Raw genomic sequence first — 20,924 nt, 5'->3', positions numbered from 1 at the left:
CACGCATTGTCAGTGGTGGGCCCCACTATGGGGCGTACGGACACACGTACGGAGAAAGTGAGGCTCGCCATGGCACTTCCGGTCAGCGACGTCCACCCTGTGCTGCGTCGCGCCACCGCATCACCCGCAGCACTCGACCTCCTCACCCAGGCCCACCTCGGCCTCACCGAGGCCGCCGGGCTCGACGCCCCCCACGAGCGGTACGCCACCGCCCACCTCGCCGCCCTGCGCACCGCCGCCGCGGTGCTCGCCGCCCGCGGCCGCCCCGAGGACAGCCCGCGCCGCCGCCGCCGGATCCGCAGCGTGTGGGAGGTGCTCCCGGAGATCGCCCCCGAGCTGTCCGAGTGGAGCGCCCTCTTCGCCGCCGGCGCCGACCGCAGGGCCCGCGCCGAGGCCGGCATAGCCACCGCGGCCGGACCGCGCGAGGCCGACGACCTGGTCCGTGCCGTGACGATGTTCCTGCGCCTGGTGGAGCGCATGCTGCTGCTGCGCCCCGCGCTGGACGGCTCCGCCCCGCCCGTCGGATCACCGGCGCCGCCCATGGCGGAGTGACCAGCGCGCGGCCCGCGACAGGCGGCGGGCAGGGCCTACAGTGGGGGGCGCAGGCCTAGATCGCCAACGTCGCCTGGGCCGCCAACGCCACCGTCGCCCGCGCCGCAAGGAGCCGTCCGCCATGTCCCGTCAAGCAGGGGTGGACCCGATGCGCCCCCGAGCCGCCCTGCGCACCGCCGTGGTCTGGGAGGTGCTGCGCGAGGCGCTCGACCGGCGCGCCAAGGCCGCGGACAGCCCCGTCCTGGACGTCCTGGACACCGGCGGCGGCACGGGCAACTTCGCGGTGCCGGTGGCCCGCCTCGGCCACCGGGTCACCGTCGTCGACCCGAGCCCCGACGCGCTGTTCGCGCTGGAGCGGCGCGCCGCGGAAGCGGGCGTCACCGACCGGGTCAGCGGCGTCCAGGGCGACGCCCAGGGCCTGCCCGACGTCGTCACCCCCGACGGCTACGACATGGTCCTGTGCCACGGAGTGCTCGAATACGTCGACGACCCGGCCGAGGGCGTCCGCCACGTCGCCGCCGCGGTGCGCCCCGGCGGCGCGCTCAGCCTGCTCGCCGCCGGCCGCGGCGGGGCCGTCCTGGCGCGCGCGCTCGCCGGGCACTTCGCCGAGGCCCAGCACGCCCTCGGCGACCCGGACGGCCGCTGGGGCGACGGCGACTCCCTGCCCCGCCGCTTCACCGCCCAGGAGCTGGCCCGGCTGGTCACCGACGCCGGGCTGCGCACCGCCTCCGTGCACGGAGTGCGGATCTTCGCCGACCTCGTCCCCGGCGTGCTCGTCGACACCGAGCCGGGCGCCGTCGAGGCGCTGCTGCGGCTGGAGCTCGCCGCGGCCGAGGACCCCGGCTTCCACGCCGTCGCGACCCAGCTGCACGTCCTCGCCGAGCGCGCCTGACGGTCCCCGCCCGGCGCCCCCAAGGGGCCCGGCCCGCCACCGGGTGCGGGACGGCACACCGGGAGTCGGTCACAGCCCCGCCCATGGCGCGTTTCCTCACCGTATGCTGGCATGACGCGGCAGCGGACGGGGAATGAAGGACCCGTCGGATTGGCGCACAGGGGCGGGTGTCACGGGCGCGATTCCCTGCCTATCCTGAAAGGGTCGGACCGGTCGCTTCCGCGGCCGTCGAAGAGGAGGTCTCCGTGCCGCTCTCGGAGCACGAGCAGCGCATGCTCGAGCAGATGGAGCGAGCGCTGTACGCCGAAGATCCGAAGTTCGCGTCGGCGCTCGAAGGTACCGGGCTGCGCACCTTCACCCGGCGCCGCGTGTACCTGTCGGTCGCGGGCTTCCTGGTCGGCGTCGCGCTTCTCATGGGCGGCATGATCGCCAAGCAGACCGTGCTCGGTGTGGCCGGCTTCGTCGTGATGCTGGTCTTCGCGGTGCTCGCGGTGACCGGCTGGCGCAAGGCGGCCAGGCCACTGGACCAGCCCCCGCCGCCGCTCGGCCCCGGCGGCCGCCGAGGCCGCCTCGGGCGGCGCGAGCCGCGTCGCGGTACGGTCATGGACCGCATCGAGGAGCGGTGGCAGCGCCGCCGCGACGAACAGCAGGGCGGCCAGCGCTAGCCCCCCGCGATCTGACTTCCGCCCCGCCGGGCCCGCAATCCCCGGCGGGGCTTTTCGCTGAGTGGGGCCGCTCCCGGCGCCGCCGGGCGAGCGTTTTCGGGGGTGCGGTTGCGCCGCAGGGCGCCCTGAAGGGGCGCGGGGAACTGCGCGGCCCGCCCCCACCGGCCGGTGGTCCGGATCGGACCGAAGAGACCCTTTGGGTCGGTGACGACCCGCGCCCCGGTGGGGGCTGAGCGCGCAGTTCTCCCCCAGGCTCCGCCTGGGAGGTGCCCCCACGCGCCCCTAAAAACGCTCGCCCGGCGCGGCAACGCGAGACGCTCGCCCCGCGCCCCTGGCGTACCCGGCACGGCAGCGCGAAACCTCGCCCCGCGCCGCAGCGCGGAACCTCAGCCCGCCCCGCGGGGCAAGCGGCGGCGGATGGGGGCCGTCAGACGGTCGGCCGTCGCGGAGACGCGGGCGGAGAGGGCCGCGCTGTGCGCGGAGGCTCGCCACAGGACGCGTGCGAAGGAGCGCGGCAGGAAGCGCGCCCGGAAGCGCCCGCCCCGCCCGGCCGCCGCGTGCAGCCCGGCCCGTACCGCGTGGACGTCCGCGGCGAGCCCGGCGGCGGGCGGCGCCTGCGGCGCGTACAGGGTCCGCTCCACCGCGGTGGCCAGCCGGGTCGCGCCCTCCGCAGCGGAGCCGCTCAGTCCGCCCTCGGTGACGAGCCGGGCCATCGCCCGGCGGGGTGTCTCGGACTCGTCCGGCGCGATGCCGTAGTCCCACCCGGTGTCGAGCACCTCGTGCCAGGCGGCGAGGACGGGCCCGCCGTACTCCTCCCGGGTCTCGCGGCCGCCGCCGAGGCGCCGGGCGCGCAGCCGGCCGCGCCACAGCATCGGCAGCGTCGGCACGGCGAGCAGCAGCAGGACGAGCAGGGCGAGCCCGGCGTAGCGGAAGGCGTCGGAGCTGCCGCCCGAGCCGCCGCTGCCGGCGGCGGCCGCGGGGGCGCAGCTCGCGCCGGAGCCGGTGTGGTCGGCGCACTCGGTGGAGGCGGTCGGCTGCGGCTGAGCGGTGTTGCCCTGGCCGTGCTGCCCGGGGTCGGCGGTCTCGCCGCCGTTGCTGGGGCTGGTCGGCAGCGTGTAGTCGGGCACGGTGCCGCGGTAGGGGGTGGGCTCGAAGCGGGTCCAGCCGATGCCCTCGAAGTACAGCTCGGGCCAGGCGTGGGCGTCCTTGATGCCGACCGACATGGAGCCGTTGGCGGTCATCGAGCCGGGGGTGAAGCCGACGGCGACGCGCGCCGGGATGTGCAGGGTGCGGGCCATCGCCGCCATGGTGAAGGCGAAGTGGATGCAGAAGCCCTTCTTGGTCTGGAGGAAGCGCGCGATGGCGTCGACGCCGGTGCCGGACTTCGCCTGGGTGTCGTAGACGAACTGCCCGGAGGTGAAGTACTCCTGGAGGTCCAGCGCCCGCTGGTAGTCGTCGGTCGCGCCCCGCGTGACCTGCTCGGCGGTCTGCGCGACGATCTTCGGCAGCGAGCCGGGCACCTGCTCGTAGTGGTCGGCGATGTCCCCGGTGGCCGGGGGCGCGGCCTCCAGCTGCGCGGCGGTGGGGTCCACCTGGAGGCTGGAGACCTGGTAGCGGATGCCCGCGGTGGTCTGCCGGTCCTCGCCGATGACCATCCGGCCCTCGGGTTCGTACCGCCAGTTGCCCTCGGCCTGTACCCGGGTGGCCGGGTAGGGCATGGGCAGCCAGCCCTGCGCGTAGTTCTGGTCCACCGTCACCGTGGTGTCGACGGTGGTGGAGGGGACGTCGGAGGCGAGGCCCTGCGGGGCGGGCAGCGGGTCGGGGATCTCGAGCTTCTCGTCCTTGGACGCCGACCAGCTCGTGCCGTCGAAGCGGTCGAGGGCGACGATCCGCAGGTACATGCCCTGGGCGTCGCCGGAGTTGGTGCGGTAGGTCATCACCTCGCGGTTGTCGGGCTGGTTGAGGTAGTCCTGGAGCGCGACCTCGGGCCGCACCGAGGTGGAGGTGCCGTTGCCCGTGCCGAGCCCGTCGCCGCCACCGCCTCCGCCGGTGCCGTCCAGCACACCGCTGCCCAGCGAGGGCAGGGCCGCCGGGAGCACCAGCGCGATGCCCAGTGCCATCACGCCGATCCGTCGCCCGGTGCGCACCGGGGCGAGCGGCGCGCCGCCGCCCGCCGTGCCCGCCGGTCCGGACCAGGAGCCCGGCCGCGGTGCGCCGCCGAAGACCCGGCCCCAGCGGGAGAGCCGGTCGCGGCCCTCGGCGAGGAGCAGGAGCAGGTAGCCCATGGAGGCGACCAGGAAGTACACCCACTGGCTGCTGCCGTCCTCCAGACCCGCGGCGACCGCGTAGAGGGCCAGCAGCGGCAGCCCGGCCGGGGCCGCGCTGTTGTACGTGACCGCGATGGCGTCGACCGCGAGCGCGATCACCAGCACGCCGCCAACCAGCAGGAACTTGATACCGGGGGTGACGGGCGCGGGGATCGCGAAGTTGGTGACGTCGGTCATGCCGTCCTGCACCAGCTGGCCGAACTGCTGGAAGGCCTGCGGTCCGGGCAGGACGCCGCCGAGCGCCTGGTGCGGGGTGAACATGACCGTCAGCACGATCAGCGACACCACCGCCTGCGCCAGTACCGTCAGCGGTCTGGCCAGCGGGATCCGGCGGGCCCCGGCGCCGACCGCGGCCTGGAAGGCGACGCAGAAGGCGGCCTTCACGAACCAGCCGCGCGGGCTGGCCAGCGGCAGCAGCGCCGACGCCGCCATCAGTGACGCCAGCGCGGCGAAGATCGTCAGCCGTGCGCGTCCGCTCATCGTGTCGCCCCCGCCTCGTGCTGCGGCCCGGGGGCGTTCTCCCCCGACCGGTAGCGGTCCGCCTGCTGCCACAGCTCCGGCAGCGAGTCGCCCGCCCTGACCTCCACGACCGTCCAGCCCGCCTCGCGCAGCAGCCGCACCGCGGCCCGCGTCCCCTCCGGGGCCTGCGGCACAGCGGTGGCGTCGGTCACCGCAACCATCCGGCCGGTGGCGTCGGTGGCCACCCAGTCGTCGCTGTCCAGGACGAAGGCGACCGCGCCGCCGGCGCGCTGCCGCAGCCGGGCCACGCTCGTCGCGTGCTCCTCGTCCATGTCGCCCAGCAGGGCCACGATGAGGCCCTCGCTCGCCGTGCGCAGCGCCTCGTAGGCGGCCGACAGCGTCCGGCCGTCGGAGTGGCCGACCACCGCGAGGGTGTCCAGCAGGACGCCCGCCATGTCCGAGGAGTCGCCCGCGAAGCCGCCGGTGCCCTCGGGGCCGGGGACGCTGGTGCCGGTGTCGGTGAGCAGCCGGACCGCGTAGCCGCGCTCCAGCATGTGGGTGGACACCGACGCGGCGGCCGACACCGCCCACTCGAAGGCCGAGTCGGGGCCGGAACCGAAGTAGGCCCACTCGCGGGTGTCGAGCAGCACGGTGCAGCGGGCCCGGTGCGGCTGCTCCTCGCGGCGCACCATCAGCTCGCCGTAGCGGGCGGTGGAGCGCCAGTGCACCCGGCGCAGGTCGTCGCCGTGCCGGTAGCCGCGCGGGATGACGTCGTCCTCACCGGCGAAGGCCAGCGCCCGGGTGCGGCTCTCGCCGTAGCCGTTGGCCTGGCCGGTGAGCCGGACCGGCGGCAGCGGCTCGACCTTGGGCACCACGGTGAGGGTGTCGTACGCGCTGAAGGAGCGGGTCAGCTCGCACATCCCGAACGGGTCGCTCAGCCGCAGCTGGAGCGGGCCCAGCGGGTAGCGGCCGCGCAGGTCGGAGCGCACCCGGTAGGACACCTCGCGGTGCCCGCCGGGCTCGACCCGGTCCAGGACGAAGCGCGGGCGCGGGCCCAGGACGTACGGCACCCGGTCCTGGAGCATCAGCAGCCCGGTGGGGACGCGGGAGACGTTGTCGACGCGCAGGTGCACCCGCGCCTCGGACATCGCGGGCACCCGGGACGGCGACAGCCGGCGGCTGCCGGCCACCCGGTAGCGGGTGCGGTAGAGCACCGCGACGCACACCAGCGGCAGCACCGCGAGCAGCAGCCCGACCCGCAGCAGGTCGGGCTGGCCGAGCACGTAGGCGCATATCGCGGCGGCGACACCCGCGGCCACGAAGGAGCGGCCGCGGGTGGTGAGCCCGCCGAGCGCGGTGCGGAAGCCGCCGGTGCGCGGCGGCTGGGCCGGTGGCGCGGGCGGCGCCGCGGGGACCTGGGAGGCCATCACAGCCCCCGGGCACCCGGCATGCCGGGACGGCGGCCCGCCGACGGGTCGGGCACCGGGACGCGCTGCAGGATCTCGGCGACGACCTGTTCGGGGGTGCGCCGGTTCAGCTGCGCCTGCGCGGTCGGCAGCAGCCGGTGCGCGAGCACCGGCGCGGCCAGCGCCTGCACGTCGTCGGGCAGCACGAACTCCCGCCCGTCCAGGGCCGCGGAGGCCCGCGCCGCGCGGACGAGGTGCAGCGTGGCGCGCGGTGAGGCGCCGAGCCGCAGGTCCGGGTGCTCGCGGGTGGCGCCGACGAGCGCCACCGCGTAGCGGCGCACCGGGTCGGCGACGTGCACCTGGCGGACGGCCTCGACGAGCTTGACGATCTCGTGCGCGTGCGCGACCGGCTGGAGGTCGTCGAGCGGCGAGACACCGCCGTGCACGTCCAGCATCTTCAGCTCGGCCTCGGGGCTGGGGTAGCCGACCGAGACTCGGGCCATGAAGCGGTCGCGCTGCGCCTCGGGGAGCGGGTAGGTGCCCTCCATCTCCACCGGGTTCTGGGTGGCGATGACCATGAAGGGGCTGGGCAGTTCGTAGGAGGTGCCGTCGACGGTGACCTGGCCCTCCTCCATCGACTCCAGCAGCGCGGACTGGGTCTTGGGCGAGGCGCGGTTGATCTCGTCGCCGACCACGATCTGGGCGAAGATCGCGCCGGGCTTGAACTCGAAGTCGCGCTGCTGCTGGTCGAAGACGCTCACGCCGGTGATGTCGGACGGCAGCAGGTCCGGGGTGAACTGGATGCGCCGCACCGAGCAGTCGATGGAGCGGGCCAGGGCCTTGGACAGCATGGTCTTGCCGACACCCGGCACGTCCTCGATGAGCAGATGCCCCTCGGCGAGCAGGACGGTCAGCGCGATCCTCACGACCTCCGGCTTGCCCTCGATCACGTGCTCCACGCTGCGGCGTACCCGGTCGGCCGTCGTGCTCAGGTCGCTGAGGCTTGCGCGTGCGTCAAAGGTGGTCACCCGGTGCTCCTAGGCCATGTTCCGCGGGACACGGTCATCCCTGGACCGGCCCTCCCCATCGTGCGCGCCGCCCCGCCGTCCGAACGGCGGGACGGAACCGCACTGTTGCATTCTTCCCTTACGCGGCAGCCCTCGTCACTCGCCTGCCGTTATTAATTCGTGATTTCCCGCAGCCGGCCCGTGTGCACGTCGAAGACGAAGCCCCGCACGTCGTCGGTGTGCGGCAGGAACGGTGAGGTCCGCACCCGCGCCATCGACTGCCGCACGTCCTGGTCGGCGTCGGTGAACGCCTCCACCGACCAGGTCGGACGCTGGCCGACCTCGGCCTCCAGTTCGGTGCGGAAGTCCTCGGTGATGGTCTCCATGCCGCAGCCGGTGTGGTGGATCAGCACCACGGAGCGGGTGCCGAGGGCGCGCTGGCTGATGGCCAGCGAGCGGATGGTGTCGTCGGTGACGACGCCCCCGGCGTTGCGGATGGTGTGACAGTCGCCCAGTGCGAGACCGAGCGCCTTGTGCAGGTCGAGACGGGCGTCCATGCACGCCACCACAGCCACCTGGAGCACCGGGCGGGCGTCCATGCCGGGGTCGGTGAAGGCGGCGGCGTAATCCGTGTTGGCCTGGACGAGCCGGTCGGTGACCGAGGCGGTGGCGGAGGCCGAGCCGGCGGCCGGGCCGTGGGATGCGGAGGGTCCGGAAGATCCAGGAGATATCGACATGCCTCGACGGTAAGGCCCGGACCCCGTCCGCACCCCTCCTGGGTTCGTACGAATCAGCCGAATATGCAGCCATTCCAGCGGTGTGTGACGTAACCCACACGGGTTGTGCGGTGCGTGCGGGGATCGCTCGACAGGGTGACGCGCCCGCGCCCGGCCACCGTTGACCGTGGGGCATGGTGGAGTAAAGTGGAGCGAAGTGGTGCTTGGAGGGCTGCCCCGGACGTCGTCGGACGCCGAGGCGGCCGGTACGGGGCCGGCGGCCGCCGCGGACATCGGAAGCGCGGGACGCACGGCCGCACGGCGGCGTCTGCGGGAGGTGCGATGGTCCCGATGTTCCTCGGGACGTACACCCCACGGCTGGACGACAAGCACCGCCTGGTGCTGCCCGCCCGCTTCCGCGAACCCCTCGCCGACGGCCTCGTCATCACCCGCGGGCAGGAGCGCTGCCTGTGCGTTTGGCCCCTGGAGGGCTTCCGCGCCGCCACCGCGCAGCTCGCCGCCGCGCCGCTGACGGCCCTGACGTCCAAGACCGCGCGCGACTACCAGCGGCTGCTGTTCGCCGGCGCGCACGACGAGGTCCCCGACCGGCAGGGCCGGGTGACCGTGCCGCAGCCGCTGCGCGAGTACGCGGGGCTGGAGCGCGACTGCGCGGTCATCGGCGCCAACAGCCGGGTGGAGATCTGGTCCGCCACCGCGTGGGCGGAGTACCTGGCGGCGCAGGAAGACACCTTTTCGGCTCTGTCACAGGAGGTTCCGCCCGGATTACTGTGAGCGCGGCCCAGCCCTCCGCGCACCCGCCGCGAACCACCCGCGCGGACGTACGGCTCGGCCTCCTCCCGCTCCACGGTTTCGCTGGCACCACTTCCCCGGTGCCAGGGGAACGTTTCTGCCGAGCGGGCGGGGACCAGGTTCTACGTCCGACCGCCGGCCGCCGCCGCCAGGGCGGGCCGCGCGCCAGCACCGTCCGAGAAGGGCCGGCCCCTCCATGAGCGACACCCCCCCGCAGCCGACCGAGCCGCGGCACGTCCCGGTGATGCTGCGGCGTTGCCTCGACCTGCTCGCGCCGGCCCTCGCCGAACCCGGCGCGGTGGTCGTCGACGCCACCCTCGGGCTCGGCGGGCACAGCGAGGCACTGCTCGGCACCTTCCCCTCCGCCCGGCTCGTCGCCCTCGACCGCGACCCCGAGGCGCTCAAGCTCTCCGCCCGCCGCCTGGAACCCTTCGGCGACCGCGCCACCCTCGTGCACGCCGTCTACGACGAACTCCCCGACGTCCTCTCCTCGCTGAACGTGGCGCGCGTCCAGGGCGTGCTGTTCGACCTCGGGGTGTCCTCCATGCAGCTCGACGAGGCCGACCGCGGCTTCGCCTACGCGCAGGACGCCCCGCTGGACATGCGGATGGACCAGACCACCGGGATCAGCGCCGCCGAGGTCCTCAACACCTACCCGCCCGGCGAACTCGTCCGCATCCTGCGCTCCTACGGCGAGGAGAAGTTCGCCCGCAAGATCGTCGACGCGGTCGTACGGGAACGCGAACGCGAGCCCTTCACCACCAGCGCCCGGCTCGTCGAGCTCATCAGGAACGCGCTGCCGCAGGCCGCCAAGCGCACCGGCGGCAACCCCGCCAAGCGCACCTTCCAGGCGCTGCGCATCGAGGTCAACGGCGAGCTGTCGGTCCTGGAACGCGCGGTGCCGGCCGCGGTCGGCGCGCTCGCCGTCGGCGGCCGGATCGCGGTGCTCTCCTACCAGTCGCTGGAGGACCGGCTCGTCAAGCAGGTCTTCGCGGCCGGTGCGAGCACCACCGCCCCGCCGGGACTGCCGATCGTGCCCGAGCAGTACCAGCCACGGCTGAAACTCCTCACCCGCGGCGCGGAACTGCCCTCCGAGGACGAGATCGCCGAGAACCGCCGCGCCGCGCCCGCCCGGCTGCGCGCCGCCGAGCGGATCCGCGAGGAGCACATCGGGGAGGAGCTGTCATGAGCCCCGCCCGCGCTGCCCGCCCCGCCCGCAGGCCCGGCGGCGGCCGCACCGCAACCGCGGCGCGCACCCCGTTCGTCATCCTCGTCGTGACCCTGCTCGGCGGAGGCCTCATCGCGCTGCTGCTGCTGAACGCCGCCGTCAACCGCGACTCCTTCCAGCTCAACAAGCTTGAGAAGGAGACGACGGGATACACGGACGAGCAGCAGCAGCTCCAGCAGGAGGTCGACCAGTACGGGGCGCCCGGCTCCCTGGAGCACCGGGCGCGGGGGCTCGGCATGGTGCCGGGCGGCAACCCGGCGTTCCTCGGACCCGACGGCTCCGTCCTCGGCACCCCCGAGCGGGCGACGGCCCCGCCGCCCCCTCCGTCCCCGAAGCCCAGCGCCTCACCGGCGAGCCCGACCACCACACCGTCGCCGGGTACGCCGTCCAGCGCGCCGCCGAGCCCGGCGACCACGAACCCGACCCCGACCCCGACGAGGTGAGCATGCCGGTCAACCGCGCCCCTCTGCGCTCCGGGGTGCCTCTCGCGGAGGCGGACGCGGCCTTCCCGCCGTCGTGGCCGGTCGCGCAGTTCTCCCCCAGCGCTTCGCCTGGGAGGTACCCCCAGGGGCACGGAGGTGTCCGATGAGCAGGCCCGCAGGGCAAGGGCAGGGGCGCCCCCCGCGCCCGGGACCGCGCCCGCCGGCGAGGCAGCGGCAGGGGCAGGCGCAACCGCAGCCGCCCAGGCGGCGGGAAGGTCTCCCCGGCCCCCGGCGCACCCGCCCCGCGGGGGTCGTGCGGCTGGGGCGGCCGCGGCCGCGGCTGCGGCTCGTCGGGGTCGCCCTCACCCTCGTGATGGGCATCTTCGTCGTGCGGCTCCTCCAGGTGCAGGCCCTGGACGCGTCGGCGTACGCCGCGAAGGCCGCGGTCAACCGCTGGGTCACGCACGACGTGACGGCGGACCGCGGCACGATCACCGACCGGGACGGCGTCGCCCTCGCGGCGACCGTGGACGCCTACGACATCACCGCCGACCCCTATCTCTTCACGCCCGAGCAGGCGAAGTCCAAGGACGCCCCGACCCGCGCGGCCGAGCTGCTCGCACCGATCGTCGGGGTGGACGCGACCACGCTCGCCCGCGAGCTGTCGACGCCGAACTCCCGCTACCAGCTGCTGGCGCGGCAGCAGACGCCGCAGGTGTGGAGCCAGATCTCCGACCTGAAGAAGTCGCTGGCCGCGCAGTCGCTGAAGCAGCCGGGCGCGAACGTGCTCGCGGGCGTGTTCAGCGAGCCGCACACCAAGCGCGTCTATCCCGGCGGCGACCTCGCCGCGGGCGTGCTGGGCTTCGTCAACAGCCAGGGCAAGGGCGGCGGCGGCCTGGAGTCGATGCTGGACAAGCAGCTCGCGGGCCGGAACGGCAAGATCCGCTACGCCCAGTCCAACGGCCGCCAGGTGCCGACCGCGGGCGTCCAGCAGCAGCCCGCGGTGCCCGGCTCGAACGTCCGGCTGACCCTCGACCGGGACATCCAGTGGGCCGCCCAGAGCGCGATCAGCGCCCAGGTCGCGGCGTCGCACGCGGACCGCGGCTACGTCATCGTCATGGACAACAGGACCGGCGAGGTGCTGGCGATGGCCGACGCCCCCGGCTTCGACCCGGGCGACCTCACGCACGCCGACCCCGAGGCGCTCGGCAACGCCGCGATGCAGGACGCGTACGAGCCGGGCAGCGTCAGCAAGCTCATGTCGATGGCGGCGATCATCGACACCGGCACCGCCACCCCCGAGACCCGGGTCGTGGTGCCCGGCACGCTGCCGCGCGCCGACCGGGTCTTCCACGACGACGTCGACCACGGCACCTGGTACCTGACGCTCAACGGCGTGCTCGCCAAGTCCAGCAACATCGGCACCATCGAGGCCACCGGGCAGCTCGGCAAGACCCAGGCGCAGGCCAACCAGGTGCTCTACTCGTACCTGAAGAAGTTCGGCATCGGCGACCCCAGCGGCATCGGCTTCCCCGGCGAGACCCCCGGCATCCTGGCCAAGCCCAAGGACTGGAACGCCTCGCAGCAGTACACGATCCCCTTCGGCCAGGGCCTGTCGCTCAACGCCCTCCAGGCCACCTCCGTGTACGCGACCATCGCCAACGGCGGGGTACGCGTCCAGCCCAGCCTCATCCGCGGCATCACCGGCCCCGACGGGCGCTTCGTCCCGTCCCCGGCGCCGGAGAAGACCCGGGTGGTCAGCACGAAGACCGCGACGACGCTCTCGCAGATGCTGGAGTCGGTGGTCGGCAGCGAGGAGGGCACCGGCACCAAGGCCAAGATCGACGGCTACCGGGTGGCGGGCAAGACGGGTACGGCCAACCGGGTGGACCCGAAAACCGGCAGGTACCACGGCTACACCGCGTCCTTCATGGGCTTCGCACCGGCCGACAACCCGCGCGTCACGATCTCCTGCGTCATCCAGAACCCGACCAAGGGCAGCTATTTCGGCGGCTCGATCTGCGGCCCGGTCTTCAAGCAGGTGATGGAGTTCTCCCTCAAGACCCTTCGGGTGCCGCCCTCCGGCGCCCCCGCGCCCAAGCTCCCGCTCGACTTCGACCCGGCGGAGACGGCCGCCCCCGTGGTGTCGCCGTCCGGCCCGAAGGGACGGTGAGCATGGCGGGCACCGACCACGGCCACCCCGGCGCCGCCCCGCGCGGCGCGCGCGACCCGCGGCTGCCGCGCCCGGCCCGTTTTGGCCCGCAGCCCGGCCGGGCCGGTAACCTCACCGCCGTGCCCAACCCTGATCAAGCCACCACCCTCACCCCGCCGGGCGCGCCGCGCCCGTCGCGCATCCGCCCGACCCCGCTGACCGACCTGGCCCGGCGGCTCGGAGTGCCGGATCCCGGCGGTGACACCGCGGTCACCGGGATCACCCACGACTCGCGCGCGGTCCGCCCCGGCGACGTGTACGCGGCGCTGCCCGGCGCCCGCTTCCACGGCGCGGACTTCGCCGCCCAGGCGGCGGCGGCCGGCGCCGTGGCCGTCCTGACCGACCCGGCGGGCGTCGAGCGCGCCGCCGCCACGTCGCTGCCCGTGCTGGCCGTCGGCGACCCCCGGGCGGTGATGGGCGAGCTGGCCGCGGCCGTCTACGGCGAGCCCGGCGAGGCGCTGCTGCGCATCGGCGTCACCGGCACCTCCGGCAAGACCACGACCTCCTACCTCGTCGAGGGCGGCCTGCGGGCCGCGACGCACGGCGGGACGGGACTGATCGGCACCGTCGAGACCCGGATCTGCGACGAGCGCATCAAGAGCGAGCGCACCACCCCGGAGGCCACCGACCTCCAGGCGCTGTTCGCGGTGATGCGCGAGCGCGGGGTCGCCTCGGTCGTCATGGAGGTCTCCAGCCACGCCCTGGTGCTCGGCCGGGTGGACGGCGCGCTCTTCGACGTCGCCGTCTTCACCAACCTCAGCCCGGAGCACATGGAGTTCCACTCCGGCATGGAGGACTACTTCCAGGCCAAGGCGCAGCTGTTCACCCCGCGCCGCAGCCGGCTCGGGGTGGTCAACCTGGACGACGAGTACGGCCGCCGGCTGGTCGCCGAGGCCGGGGTGCCGCTCGTGACGTTCTCGGCGCAGGGCAGCCTGGACGCCGACTGGCGCGCCGAGGACGTCGAGGCCGGGCCGATGACGAGCAGCTTCACCGTCGTCGGGCCCAAGGGCGAGCGCTTCGCCGCGACCTCCCCGCTGCCCGGCCCGTTCAACGTCGCCAACACGCTGGCCGCGATCACCGCGCTGGCCGCGGCGGGCCTGGACCCGCACACCGCCGCCGAGGGCGTCGCGGCGGTGCCCGGGGTGCCGGGCCGGCTGGAGCGGGTGGACGCCGGGCAGCCGTACCTGGCGGTCGTGGACTACGCGCACAAGACCGACGCCGTCGAGTCCGTGCTGCGCGCGCTGCGCACCACCACCGGCGGCCGTATCCACGCCGTCCTGGGCTGCGGCGGCGACCGCGACGCCACCAAGCGCGCCCCGATGGGCGCCGCGCTGGCCCGGCTCGCCGACACCGCCGTCCTGACGTCGGACAACCCGCGTTCGGAGGACCCGCTGGCGATCCTCACCGCGATGCTCGCCGGGGCCGCGCAGGTGCCCGCCGAGCAGCGCGGCCACGTCCTGGTGGAGCCCGACCGGGCCGCCGCGGTGGCCGCCGCCGTCGCCCGCGCCGAGCCGGGCGACGTCGTGCTGGTCGCCGGCAAGGGCCATGAGCAGGGCCAGGACATCGCCGGCGTGGTGCGACCGTTCGACGACCGAGAGGTGCTGCGCGCCGCGATCGAGAAGGACCGGAAGGCATCGTGATCCCCCTTTCCCTCGCCGAGGTCGCACGCGCCGTCGGCGGGACCACGCACGACATACCGGACGAGGCGGTCATGGTGACCGGGCCGGTCGTCCACGACTCCCGCGAGGTGGTGCCCGGGGCGCTGTTCGTGGCCTTCGCCGGCGAGCGTGCCGACGGCCACGACTTCGCGCCCGGCGCGGTCGCCGCCGGCGCGGTCGCGGTGCTCGCGGCCCGCCCGCCGGGGGTGCCCGCGATCGTCGTCGACGACGTGCAGGCCGCGCTCGGCGCGCTGGCCCGGCACGTCATCGAACGGCTGGGCGCCACCGTCGTGGCGCTCACCGGCTCCGCGGGCAAGACCAGCACCAAGGACCTGCTCGCACAGGTCCTGCAACGGCTCGGCCCGACCGTGTGGACCCCCGGGTCGCTCAACAACGAGATCGGGCTGCCGCTGACGGCCCTCAGAGCCGACGAGAGCACCCGGCACCTGGTGCTGGAGATGGGCGCCCGCGGCATCGGCCACATCGCCTACCTGACCGGCCTGACGCCGCCGCGGATCGGGCTCGTGCTGAACGTCGGCAGCGCCCACATCGGCGAGTTCGGCGGAAAGGAGCAGATCGCCCAGGCCAAGGGCGAAATGGTCGAGGCGCTGCCGGACGAGCACGCCGGAGGCGTCGCCGTCCTCAACGCCGACGACCCTCTGGTGCGGGCCATGGCCGACCGGACCAAGGCGCGGATCGTGCTCTTCGGGGAGAGCGAGCACGCCGACGTCAGGGCCTCCGACGTGCACCTCAACGACCGCGGGCAGCCGGTGTTCACACTGCATGCCCCCACCGGGTGCGCCGACGTGACCTTGCGCCTGTACGGTGAGCACCACGTGTCGAACGCGCTCGCCGCAGCCGCCGTCGCCAGTGAACTCGGCATGCCCGTAAGGGAGATCGCCACCGCGCTCTCCGAAGCCGGGTCACTGTCGCACTGGCGGATGGAGGTCACCGAGCGCCCCGACGGCGTGACGGTCGTCAACGACGCCTACAACGCGAACCCCGAATCCATGCGGGCCGCCCTGCGCGCACTCGCGGCGATGGGCAGGCCCGCGCAGGCCCGGGGGGGACGGACGTGGGCGGTGCTGGGAAAGATGGCCGAACTGGGCGGAGAAGCGCTTGCCGAGCACGACGCGGTGGGGCGGCTGGCCGTCCGGCTCAACGTCAGCAAGCTCGTCTGCGTCGGCGGTCAGGAAGCCGCGTGGCTGCAGATGGGCGCCTATAACGAGGGTTCGTGGGGTGAGGAGTCGGTGCACGTGTCCGACGCAGAGGCGGCGATCGACCTGTTGCGCGCAGAGCTGCGGCCGGGTGACGTCGTGCTGGTGAAGGCATCCAGGTCGGTCGGCCTGGAGGCCGTCGCCCTGGCGCTGACCGAGGACGTCCCGGGCGGAGCGGCAGCCGGCGAGGGTGCCGCGCGATGAAGCAGATCCTCGTCTCCGGGGTGCTGGGCCTCTTCCTGTCCCTGATCGGCACCCCGCTGCTGATCCGGCTGCTCGCTCGCAAGGGCTACGGCCAGATGATCCGCGACGACGGCCCGCAGGCGCACCACAGCAAGCGCGGCACGCCCACCATGGGCGGTATCGCCTTCATCCTGGCCACGCTCATCGCGTACGCCGCGACCAAGCTCATCACCGGCGACAAGCCGAGCATGTCCGGTGTGCTGGTGCTCTTCCTGACCACCGGGCTCGGCGTCGTCGGCTTCCTCGACGACTACATCAAGATCGTCAAGCAGCGCAGCCTGGGCCTGCGCGCCAAGGCGAAGATGGCCGGCCAGCTCATCGTCGGCGTCGCCTTCGCGGTGCTCTCGCTGAACTTCGCGGACTCCCGCAACCAGACCCCGGCCTCCACCAAGCTGTCCTTCACCACGGACTTCGGCTGGTCGATCGGCCCGGTCATCTTCGTGGTCTGGGCGCTGTTCATGATCCTGGCCATGTCCAACGGCGTGAACCTCACCGACGGCCTCGACGGCCTGGCCACCGGCGCCTCGACGATGGCCTTCGCCGCCTACACCGTCATCGGCGTGTGGCAGTACGGCCAGTGGTGCGGCGCCCAGGTGAGCGCCAACGGCGCCTGCTACGAGGTGCGCGACCCGCTCGACCTCGCGGTGGTGGCCGCCGCCTTGATGGGCGCGTGCTTCGGCTTCCTGTGGTGGAACACCTCCCCGGCCAAGATCTTCATGGGCGACACCGGCTCCCTCGCGCTCGGCGGCGCGCTCGCGGGCCTGGCGATCTGCTCGCGCACCGAGCTGCTGCTCGCCGTCCTCGGCGGCCTGTTCGTGCTCATCACCATGTCGGTGGTCATCCAGGTCGGCTCCTTCCGGCTGACCGGCAAACGCGTCTTCCGCATGGCACCGCTCCAGCACCACTTCGAGCTCAAGGGCTGGAGCGAGGTCCTGGTCGTGGTCCGCTTCTGGATCGTCCAGGGCATGTGCATGGCCGTCGGCCTCGGCATCTTCTACGCCGCCTGGGTGGCCGCCTCATGACCGCCGCTGCCCCCGCGCACCCGGGCGCCGCCTTCGCGGGCGTACGGGTCACCGTCGCCGGCCTCGGGGTGTCCGGGGTGCCCGCGGCCAAGGCGCTGCACTCCTTCGGCGCGCACGTCACGGTCGTCAACGGCACCGCGGGGGAGCGGCAGCAGGCCGAGGCCGCCGAACTGGAGGCGCTGGGCATCGCCGTACGCCTCGGCGACGGGGACACCCTGCCGGAGGGCACCGAGCTGGTCGTGACCGCGCCCGGCTGGAAGCCGTCCAGCCCGCTGTTCACGGCCGCCGCGGCCGCGGGCGTCGAGGTCATCGGCGACGTCGAGCTGGCCTGGCGGCTGCGCGGCGAGGACGCCGCGCCCTGGCTCGCGGTCACCGGCACCAACGGCAAGACCACCACCACCCGCATGCTCGCCGCGATCCTCACCGCGGCGGGCCTGCGCACCGCGGCGGTCGGCAACATCGGCGTCTCGCTGCTGGACGCGGTGCTCGGCGACGAGCCCTACGACGTCCTCGCCGTCGAGCTGTCCAGCTACCAGCTGCACTGGGCGCCCGGCATCCGGCCGCACAGCGCGGCCGTGCTCAACCTGGCGCCCGACCACCTGGACTGGCACGGCTCGATGGAGGACTACGCGGCCGACAAGGGCCGGATCTTCCACGGCAACCAGGTCGCGTGCGTCTACAACGCCGCCGACCCGGCCACCGAGAAGCTGGTGGAGGAGGCGGACGTCGAGGAGGGCTGCCGGGCGATCGGCTTCACCCTGGGCGCCCCCCGCATGTCGGAACTGGGCGTCGTCGAGGGCCTGCTGGTCGACCGGGCGTTCGTGCCCGACCGCCGCACCAAGGCCCAGGAGCTCGCCGAGGTCGCCGACGTCCAGCCGTCCGCCCCGCACAACGTCGCCAACGCGCTGGCCGCCGCGGCGCTCGCCCGCGCCTACGGGGTGCCGCCCGGCGCCGTCCGCGACGGCCTGCGGGCCTTCCGGCCGGACGCCCACCGCATCGCCGAGGTCGCGGTGCAGGACGGGGTGACCTGGGTCGACGACTCCAAGGCGACCAACACGCACGCCGCCCAGGCCTCGCTGACCGCGTACGACCACGTGGTGTGGATCGCCGGCGGGCTCGCCAAGGGCGCGGAGTTCGACGAGCTGGTGCGGGCCGCCGCGCCGCGGCTGCGCGCCGCGGTGCTGATGGGCGCCGACCGCGCGCTGATCCGCGAAGCCCTGGCGCGACACGCCCCGCAGGTGCCGGTGGTGGACCTGGAACGGACCGACACTGGGGCGATGTCCGCGGCCGTTGCCGAGGCGCGGCGGCTGGCCGTACCGGGTGACACCGTCCTGCTGGCGCCCGCGTGCGCGTCGATGGACATGTTCAGCAACTACAACGAGCGCGGCGACATGTTCGCCGACGCGGTCCGCGCCGCCTCGCCGGACACCGCGGCGCACTAGCCGCCGCGGCCCGGCAGCAGCGGGCCGCGGCGCACCGCACCGACGGAGGGGACGCATGACGGCACACGGCTCGACGCCCCGCGGCGCCGCCCGCCGCCCCGGCGGCCGGCCCCAGGCACCCAGCGCGCTGCGTGCAGCGGCCCGGCTGCCCGGCCGGCTGCGCGCGGCCTGGGACCGGCCGCTGACGGCCTATTACGTGATCCTCGGCGGCAGCCTGCTGATCACGGTGCTGGGCCTGGTGATGGTCTATTCGGCGTCGATGATCCAGGCGCTGCGCTACGGGCTGCCGTCCACCTTCTACTTCCGCAAGCAGCTGCTGGCCGTCGCGATCGGCTCGGTGCTGCTCTACGCGGCCGCGCGGATGCCGGTGCGGCTGCACCGCGCGCTGGCCTACCCGATACTGCTGGGCTCGGTGTTCCTGATGTGCCTGGTGCAGGTGCCGGGCATCGGACAGACCGTCAACGGCAACACCAACTGGATCTCCATCGGCGGCCCCTTCCAGATCCAGCCCAGCGAGTTCGGCAAGCTCGCGCTGGTGCTGTGGGGCGCCGACCTGCTGGCCCGCAAGGGCGACAAGGGCCTGCTGGTGCAGTGGAAGCATCTGCTGGTGCCGCTCGTGCCGGTCACCGTGCTGCTGCTCGGACTCATCATGCTCGGCGGCGACATGGGCACCACGATGATCCTCACCGCGATCCTCTTCGGCATGCTGTGGCTGGCGGGCGCGCCCACCCGGCTGTTCGCCGGGGTGCTCGGCGGCGCGGGCGTGCTCGCGTTCCTGGCGATCGTCACCAGCTCCAACCGGATGGACCGGCTGCACTGCATCGCCGCCTCCGACCCCGACAACGGCTGCTGGCAGGCGGTGCACGGCATCTACGCCCTCGCCTCGGGCGGCTGGTTCGGTTCGGGACTCGGGGCGAGCGTGGAGAAATGGGGCGAACTGCCCGAGCCGCACACCGACTTCATCTTCGCCGTGACGGGGGAGGAACTGGGTCTGGCGGGGACGCTGTCGGTACTCGCCCTCTTCGCGGCACTAGGCTACGCGGGTATCCGCGTGGCCGGTCGTACGGAGGACCCCTTCGTCAGGTTCGCAGCGGGTGGCGTGACCACCTGGATCACGGTGCAGGCCGTGATCAACATCGGTGCGGTGCTCGGCCTGCTGCCGATCGCCGGAGTCCCGCTCCCGCTGTTCTCCTACGGGGGTTCGGCCCTCCTGCCGACGATGTTCGCGATCGGGCTGCTGATCTCCTTCGCCAGGAGCGAGCCGGCGGCGCGAGCGGCACTGGCCGTGCGGGGGCGGAGCGGGCGTAAATTCCCGAGCCGGGCAATGACACGGACGATGCGACGGTACGTCACCCGACGGCCGTCCGGAGAGCGGTGAATTTCGGTGCACGTCGTACTCGCCGGCGGGGGGACCGCCGGCCACATCGAGCCTGCGCTCGCGCTCGCCGATGCCCTGCGGAGGCAGGACCCGACAGTGGGCATCACCGCCCTCGGCACCGAGCGGGGTCTGGAGACCAGGCTGGTGCCCGAACGCGGCTACGAACTCGCGCTCATCCCGGCCGTCCCGCTGCCGCGCCGGCCCACCCCCGAACTCATCACCGTGCCCGGCCGGCTGCGCGGCACCATCAAGGCCGCCGAGCAGATCCTGGAGCGCACCAAGGCCGACTGCGTCGTGGGCTTCGGCGGCTACGTCGCCCTGCCCGGCTATCTCGCCGCCAAGCGGCTCGGCGTGCCGATCGTGGTGCACGAGGCCAACGCCCGTCCGGGCCTGGCCAACAAGATCGGCTCCCGCTACGCCCACGCGGTCGCCGTCTCCACCCCCGACAGCAAGCTGCGCGACTCCCGTTACATCGGCATCCCGCTGCGCCGCTCCATCGCCACCCTGGACCGCGCCGCGGCCCGCCCCGAGGCCCGGCACGCCTTCGGCCTGGACCAGAACCTGCCGACGCTGCTCGTCTCCGGCGGTTCGCAGGGCGCCCGCCGGCTCAACGAGGTGGCCGCCACCGTCGCCCCGCGGCTCCAGCAGTCCGGCGTGCAGATCCTGCACGCGGTCGGCCCCAAGAACGAGCTGCCCAAGGCCGACAATATGCCCGGCATGCCGCCGTACCGCCCCGTCCCGTACGTCGACCGGATGGATCTCGCGTACGCCGCCGCCGACATGATGCTGTGCCGGGCCGGGGCCATGACCGTCGCCGAACTGTCCGCGGTCGGGCTGCCCGCCGCGTACGTGCCGCTGCCGATCGGCAACGGCGAGCAGCGGCTCAACGCCCAGCCCGTGGTCAAGGCGGGCGGCGGCCTGCTGGTCGACGACGCCGAGCTGACGCCGGACTGGGTGCTCGGCAACGTCCTGCCCGTCCTCACCGACCCGCACCGGCTCTACGACATGTCCCGCGCCGCCGCCGAGTTCGGCCGCAGGGACGCCGACGACCTGCTCGTCGGCATGGTGTACGAGGCGGTGGGCGCCCGCCGGGCACGATAGAGCCCGGCGGGAGTCGATCAGCGGGGAGTCGGACATGGCAGGCGTGACAGGACCCGGCGCCGGGACCGGAGCCTCAAGGCCGCCGAGGGCACGGCCATGGAGCTGGACGACGCGGCCTTCCCGCTGCTGCGCGGCATCGACATCACCGACGACCCGAACGTCGCCTT

17 protein-coding genes are annotated in these 20,924 nt (G+C 74.0%); 13 read left to right on the top strand and 4 right to left on the bottom strand.

Annotation, left to right across the window (positions count from 1 at the left end; translation table 11 throughout):
• The first annotated feature begins 69 nt into the window (after positions 1 to 69).
• The 3 genes from ACWERV_RS22225 to ACWERV_RS22215 all read left to right on the top strand — a co-directional run bounded on the left by ACWERV_RS22225 (position 70) and on the right by ACWERV_RS22215 (position 2,109).
• Positions 70 to 552, top strand: a complete 483-nt coding sequence (locus ACWERV_RS22225; RefSeq protein WP_452935613.1) for an SAV_6107 family HEPN domain-containing protein — start codon at positions 70 to 72, stop codon at positions 550 to 552.
• A 121-nt stretch (positions 553 to 673) separates the two neighbouring features.
• Positions 674 to 1,444, top strand: coding sequence for a methyltransferase (locus ACWERV_RS22220; RefSeq protein ID WP_398191216.1), 771 nt, complete (start codon positions 674 to 676; stop codon positions 1,442 to 1,444).
• 245 nt (positions 1,445 to 1,689) lie between these two features.
• A complete protein-coding gene (locus ACWERV_RS22215) occupies positions 1,690 to 2,109 on the top strand; it encodes a DUF3040 domain-containing protein (RefSeq protein WP_452935611.1) in 420 nt (139 codons plus the stop codon).
• 386 nt (positions 2,110 to 2,495) lie between these two features.
• On the opposite strand, the gene ACWERV_RS22210 is transcribed toward ACWERV_RS22215, so the two are convergent.
• The 4 genes from ACWERV_RS22210 to ACWERV_RS22195 form a co-directional block, all read right to left on the bottom strand.
• Positions 2,496 to 4,916 (bottom strand): transglutaminase TgpA family protein, encoded by a 2,421-nt coding sequence (locus tag ACWERV_RS22210; protein WP_452935608.1) that lies wholly within the window; start codon positions 4,914 to 4,916, stop codon positions 2,496 to 2,498.
• Positions 4,913 to 6,322, bottom strand: coding sequence for a DUF58 domain-containing protein (locus tag ACWERV_RS22205; RefSeq protein ID WP_398191224.1), 1,410 nt, complete (start codon positions 6,320 to 6,322; stop codon positions 4,913 to 4,915). The genes ACWERV_RS22210 and ACWERV_RS22205 overlap by 4 nt, the downstream gene beginning before the upstream one ends.
• Entirely contained in the window at positions 6,322 to 7,329 is a 1,008-nt protein-coding gene (locus ACWERV_RS22200) for an AAA family ATPase (protein ID WP_398191227.1), read from the bottom strand. Before ACWERV_RS22200 ends, ACWERV_RS22205 begins: the two co-directional genes overlap by 1 nt.
• 152 nt (positions 7,330 to 7,481) lie before the next feature.
• Positions 7,482 to 8,045 (bottom strand): beta-class carbonic anhydrase, encoded by a 564-nt coding sequence (locus tag ACWERV_RS22195; protein WP_398191230.1) that lies wholly within the window; start codon positions 8,043 to 8,045, stop codon positions 7,482 to 7,484.
• A 321-nt stretch (positions 8,046 to 8,366) separates the two neighbouring features.
• On the opposite strand from ACWERV_RS22195, the gene mraZ reads away from it, so the two are divergent.
• The 10 genes from mraZ (at position 8,367) to murG (ending at position 20,757) form a co-directional block, all read left to right on the top strand.
• On the top strand, positions 8,367 to 8,816 hold the full coding sequence (mraZ, locus tag ACWERV_RS22190) for a division/cell wall cluster transcriptional repressor MraZ (protein WP_452935605.1): 450 nt from the start codon (positions 8,367 to 8,369) through the stop codon (positions 8,814 to 8,816).
• A gap of 214 nt (positions 8,817 to 9,030) precedes the next feature.
• The gene (gene rsmH / locus ACWERV_RS22185) at positions 9,031 to 10,023 is read left to right on the top strand and encodes a 16S rRNA (cytosine(1402)-N(4))-methyltransferase RsmH (protein WP_398191233.1); all 993 of its coding nucleotides are present in this window, start codon (positions 9,031 to 9,033) and stop codon (positions 10,021 to 10,023) included.
• The gene (locus tag ACWERV_RS22180; protein ID WP_452935602.1) at positions 10,020 to 10,505 is read left to right on the top strand and encodes a hypothetical protein; all 486 of its coding nucleotides are present in this window, start codon (positions 10,020 to 10,022) and stop codon (positions 10,503 to 10,505) included. Before rsmH ends, ACWERV_RS22180 begins: the two co-directional genes overlap by 4 nt.
• Before the next feature lie 142 nt (positions 10,506 to 10,647).
• Positions 10,648 to 12,657 carry a peptidoglycan D,D-transpeptidase FtsI family protein gene (locus ACWERV_RS22175; protein WP_452935600.1) on the top strand — a complete coding sequence of 670 codons (2,010 nt, stop codon included), beginning with the start codon at positions 10,648 to 10,650 and terminating at the stop codon, positions 12,655 to 12,657.
• 2 nt (positions 12,658 to 12,659) lie between these two features.
• Entirely contained in the window at positions 12,660 to 14,336 is a 1,677-nt protein-coding gene (locus tag ACWERV_RS22170; RefSeq protein ID WP_452935597.1) for a UDP-N-acetylmuramoyl-L-alanyl-D-glutamate--2,6-diaminopimelate ligase, read from the top strand.
• Entirely contained in the window at positions 14,333 to 15,775 is a 1,443-nt protein-coding gene (locus ACWERV_RS22165) for a UDP-N-acetylmuramoyl-tripeptide--D-alanyl-D-alanine ligase (protein WP_452935594.1), read from the top strand. Before ACWERV_RS22170 ends, ACWERV_RS22165 begins: the two co-directional genes overlap by 4 nt.
• A complete protein-coding gene (gene mraY / locus ACWERV_RS22160; RefSeq protein ID WP_452935592.1) occupies positions 15,772 to 16,836 on the top strand; it encodes a phospho-N-acetylmuramoyl-pentapeptide-transferase in 1,065 nt (354 codons plus the stop codon). Before ACWERV_RS22165 ends, mraY begins: the two co-directional genes overlap by 4 nt.
• Entirely contained in the window at positions 16,833 to 18,278 is a 1,446-nt protein-coding gene (gene murD, locus ACWERV_RS22155) for a UDP-N-acetylmuramoyl-L-alanine--D-glutamate ligase (protein WP_452935589.1), read from the top strand. Before mraY ends, murD begins: the two co-directional genes overlap by 4 nt.
• Positions 18,279 to 18,333: 55 nt before the next feature.
• Positions 18,334 to 19,656, top strand: coding sequence for a putative lipid II flippase FtsW (gene ftsW, locus ACWERV_RS22150; protein ID WP_452935586.1), 1,323 nt, complete (start codon positions 18,334 to 18,336; stop codon positions 19,654 to 19,656).
• A 6-nt stretch (positions 19,657 to 19,662) separates the two neighbouring features.
• On the top strand, positions 19,663 to 20,757 hold the full coding sequence (murG, locus tag ACWERV_RS22145; RefSeq protein WP_398191257.1) for an undecaprenyldiphospho-muramoylpentapeptide beta-N-acetylglucosaminyltransferase: 1,095 nt from the start codon (positions 19,663 to 19,665) through the stop codon (positions 20,755 to 20,757).
• The last annotated feature ends 167 nt before the right edge of the window (positions 20,758 to 20,924 follow it).

It is taken from the genome of Streptomyces sp. NPDC004031, from assembly GCF_053604375.1.
Note: the sequence above shows the minus strand (reverse complement) of the source record. Positions and strands in the feature narration are given on the sequence as shown.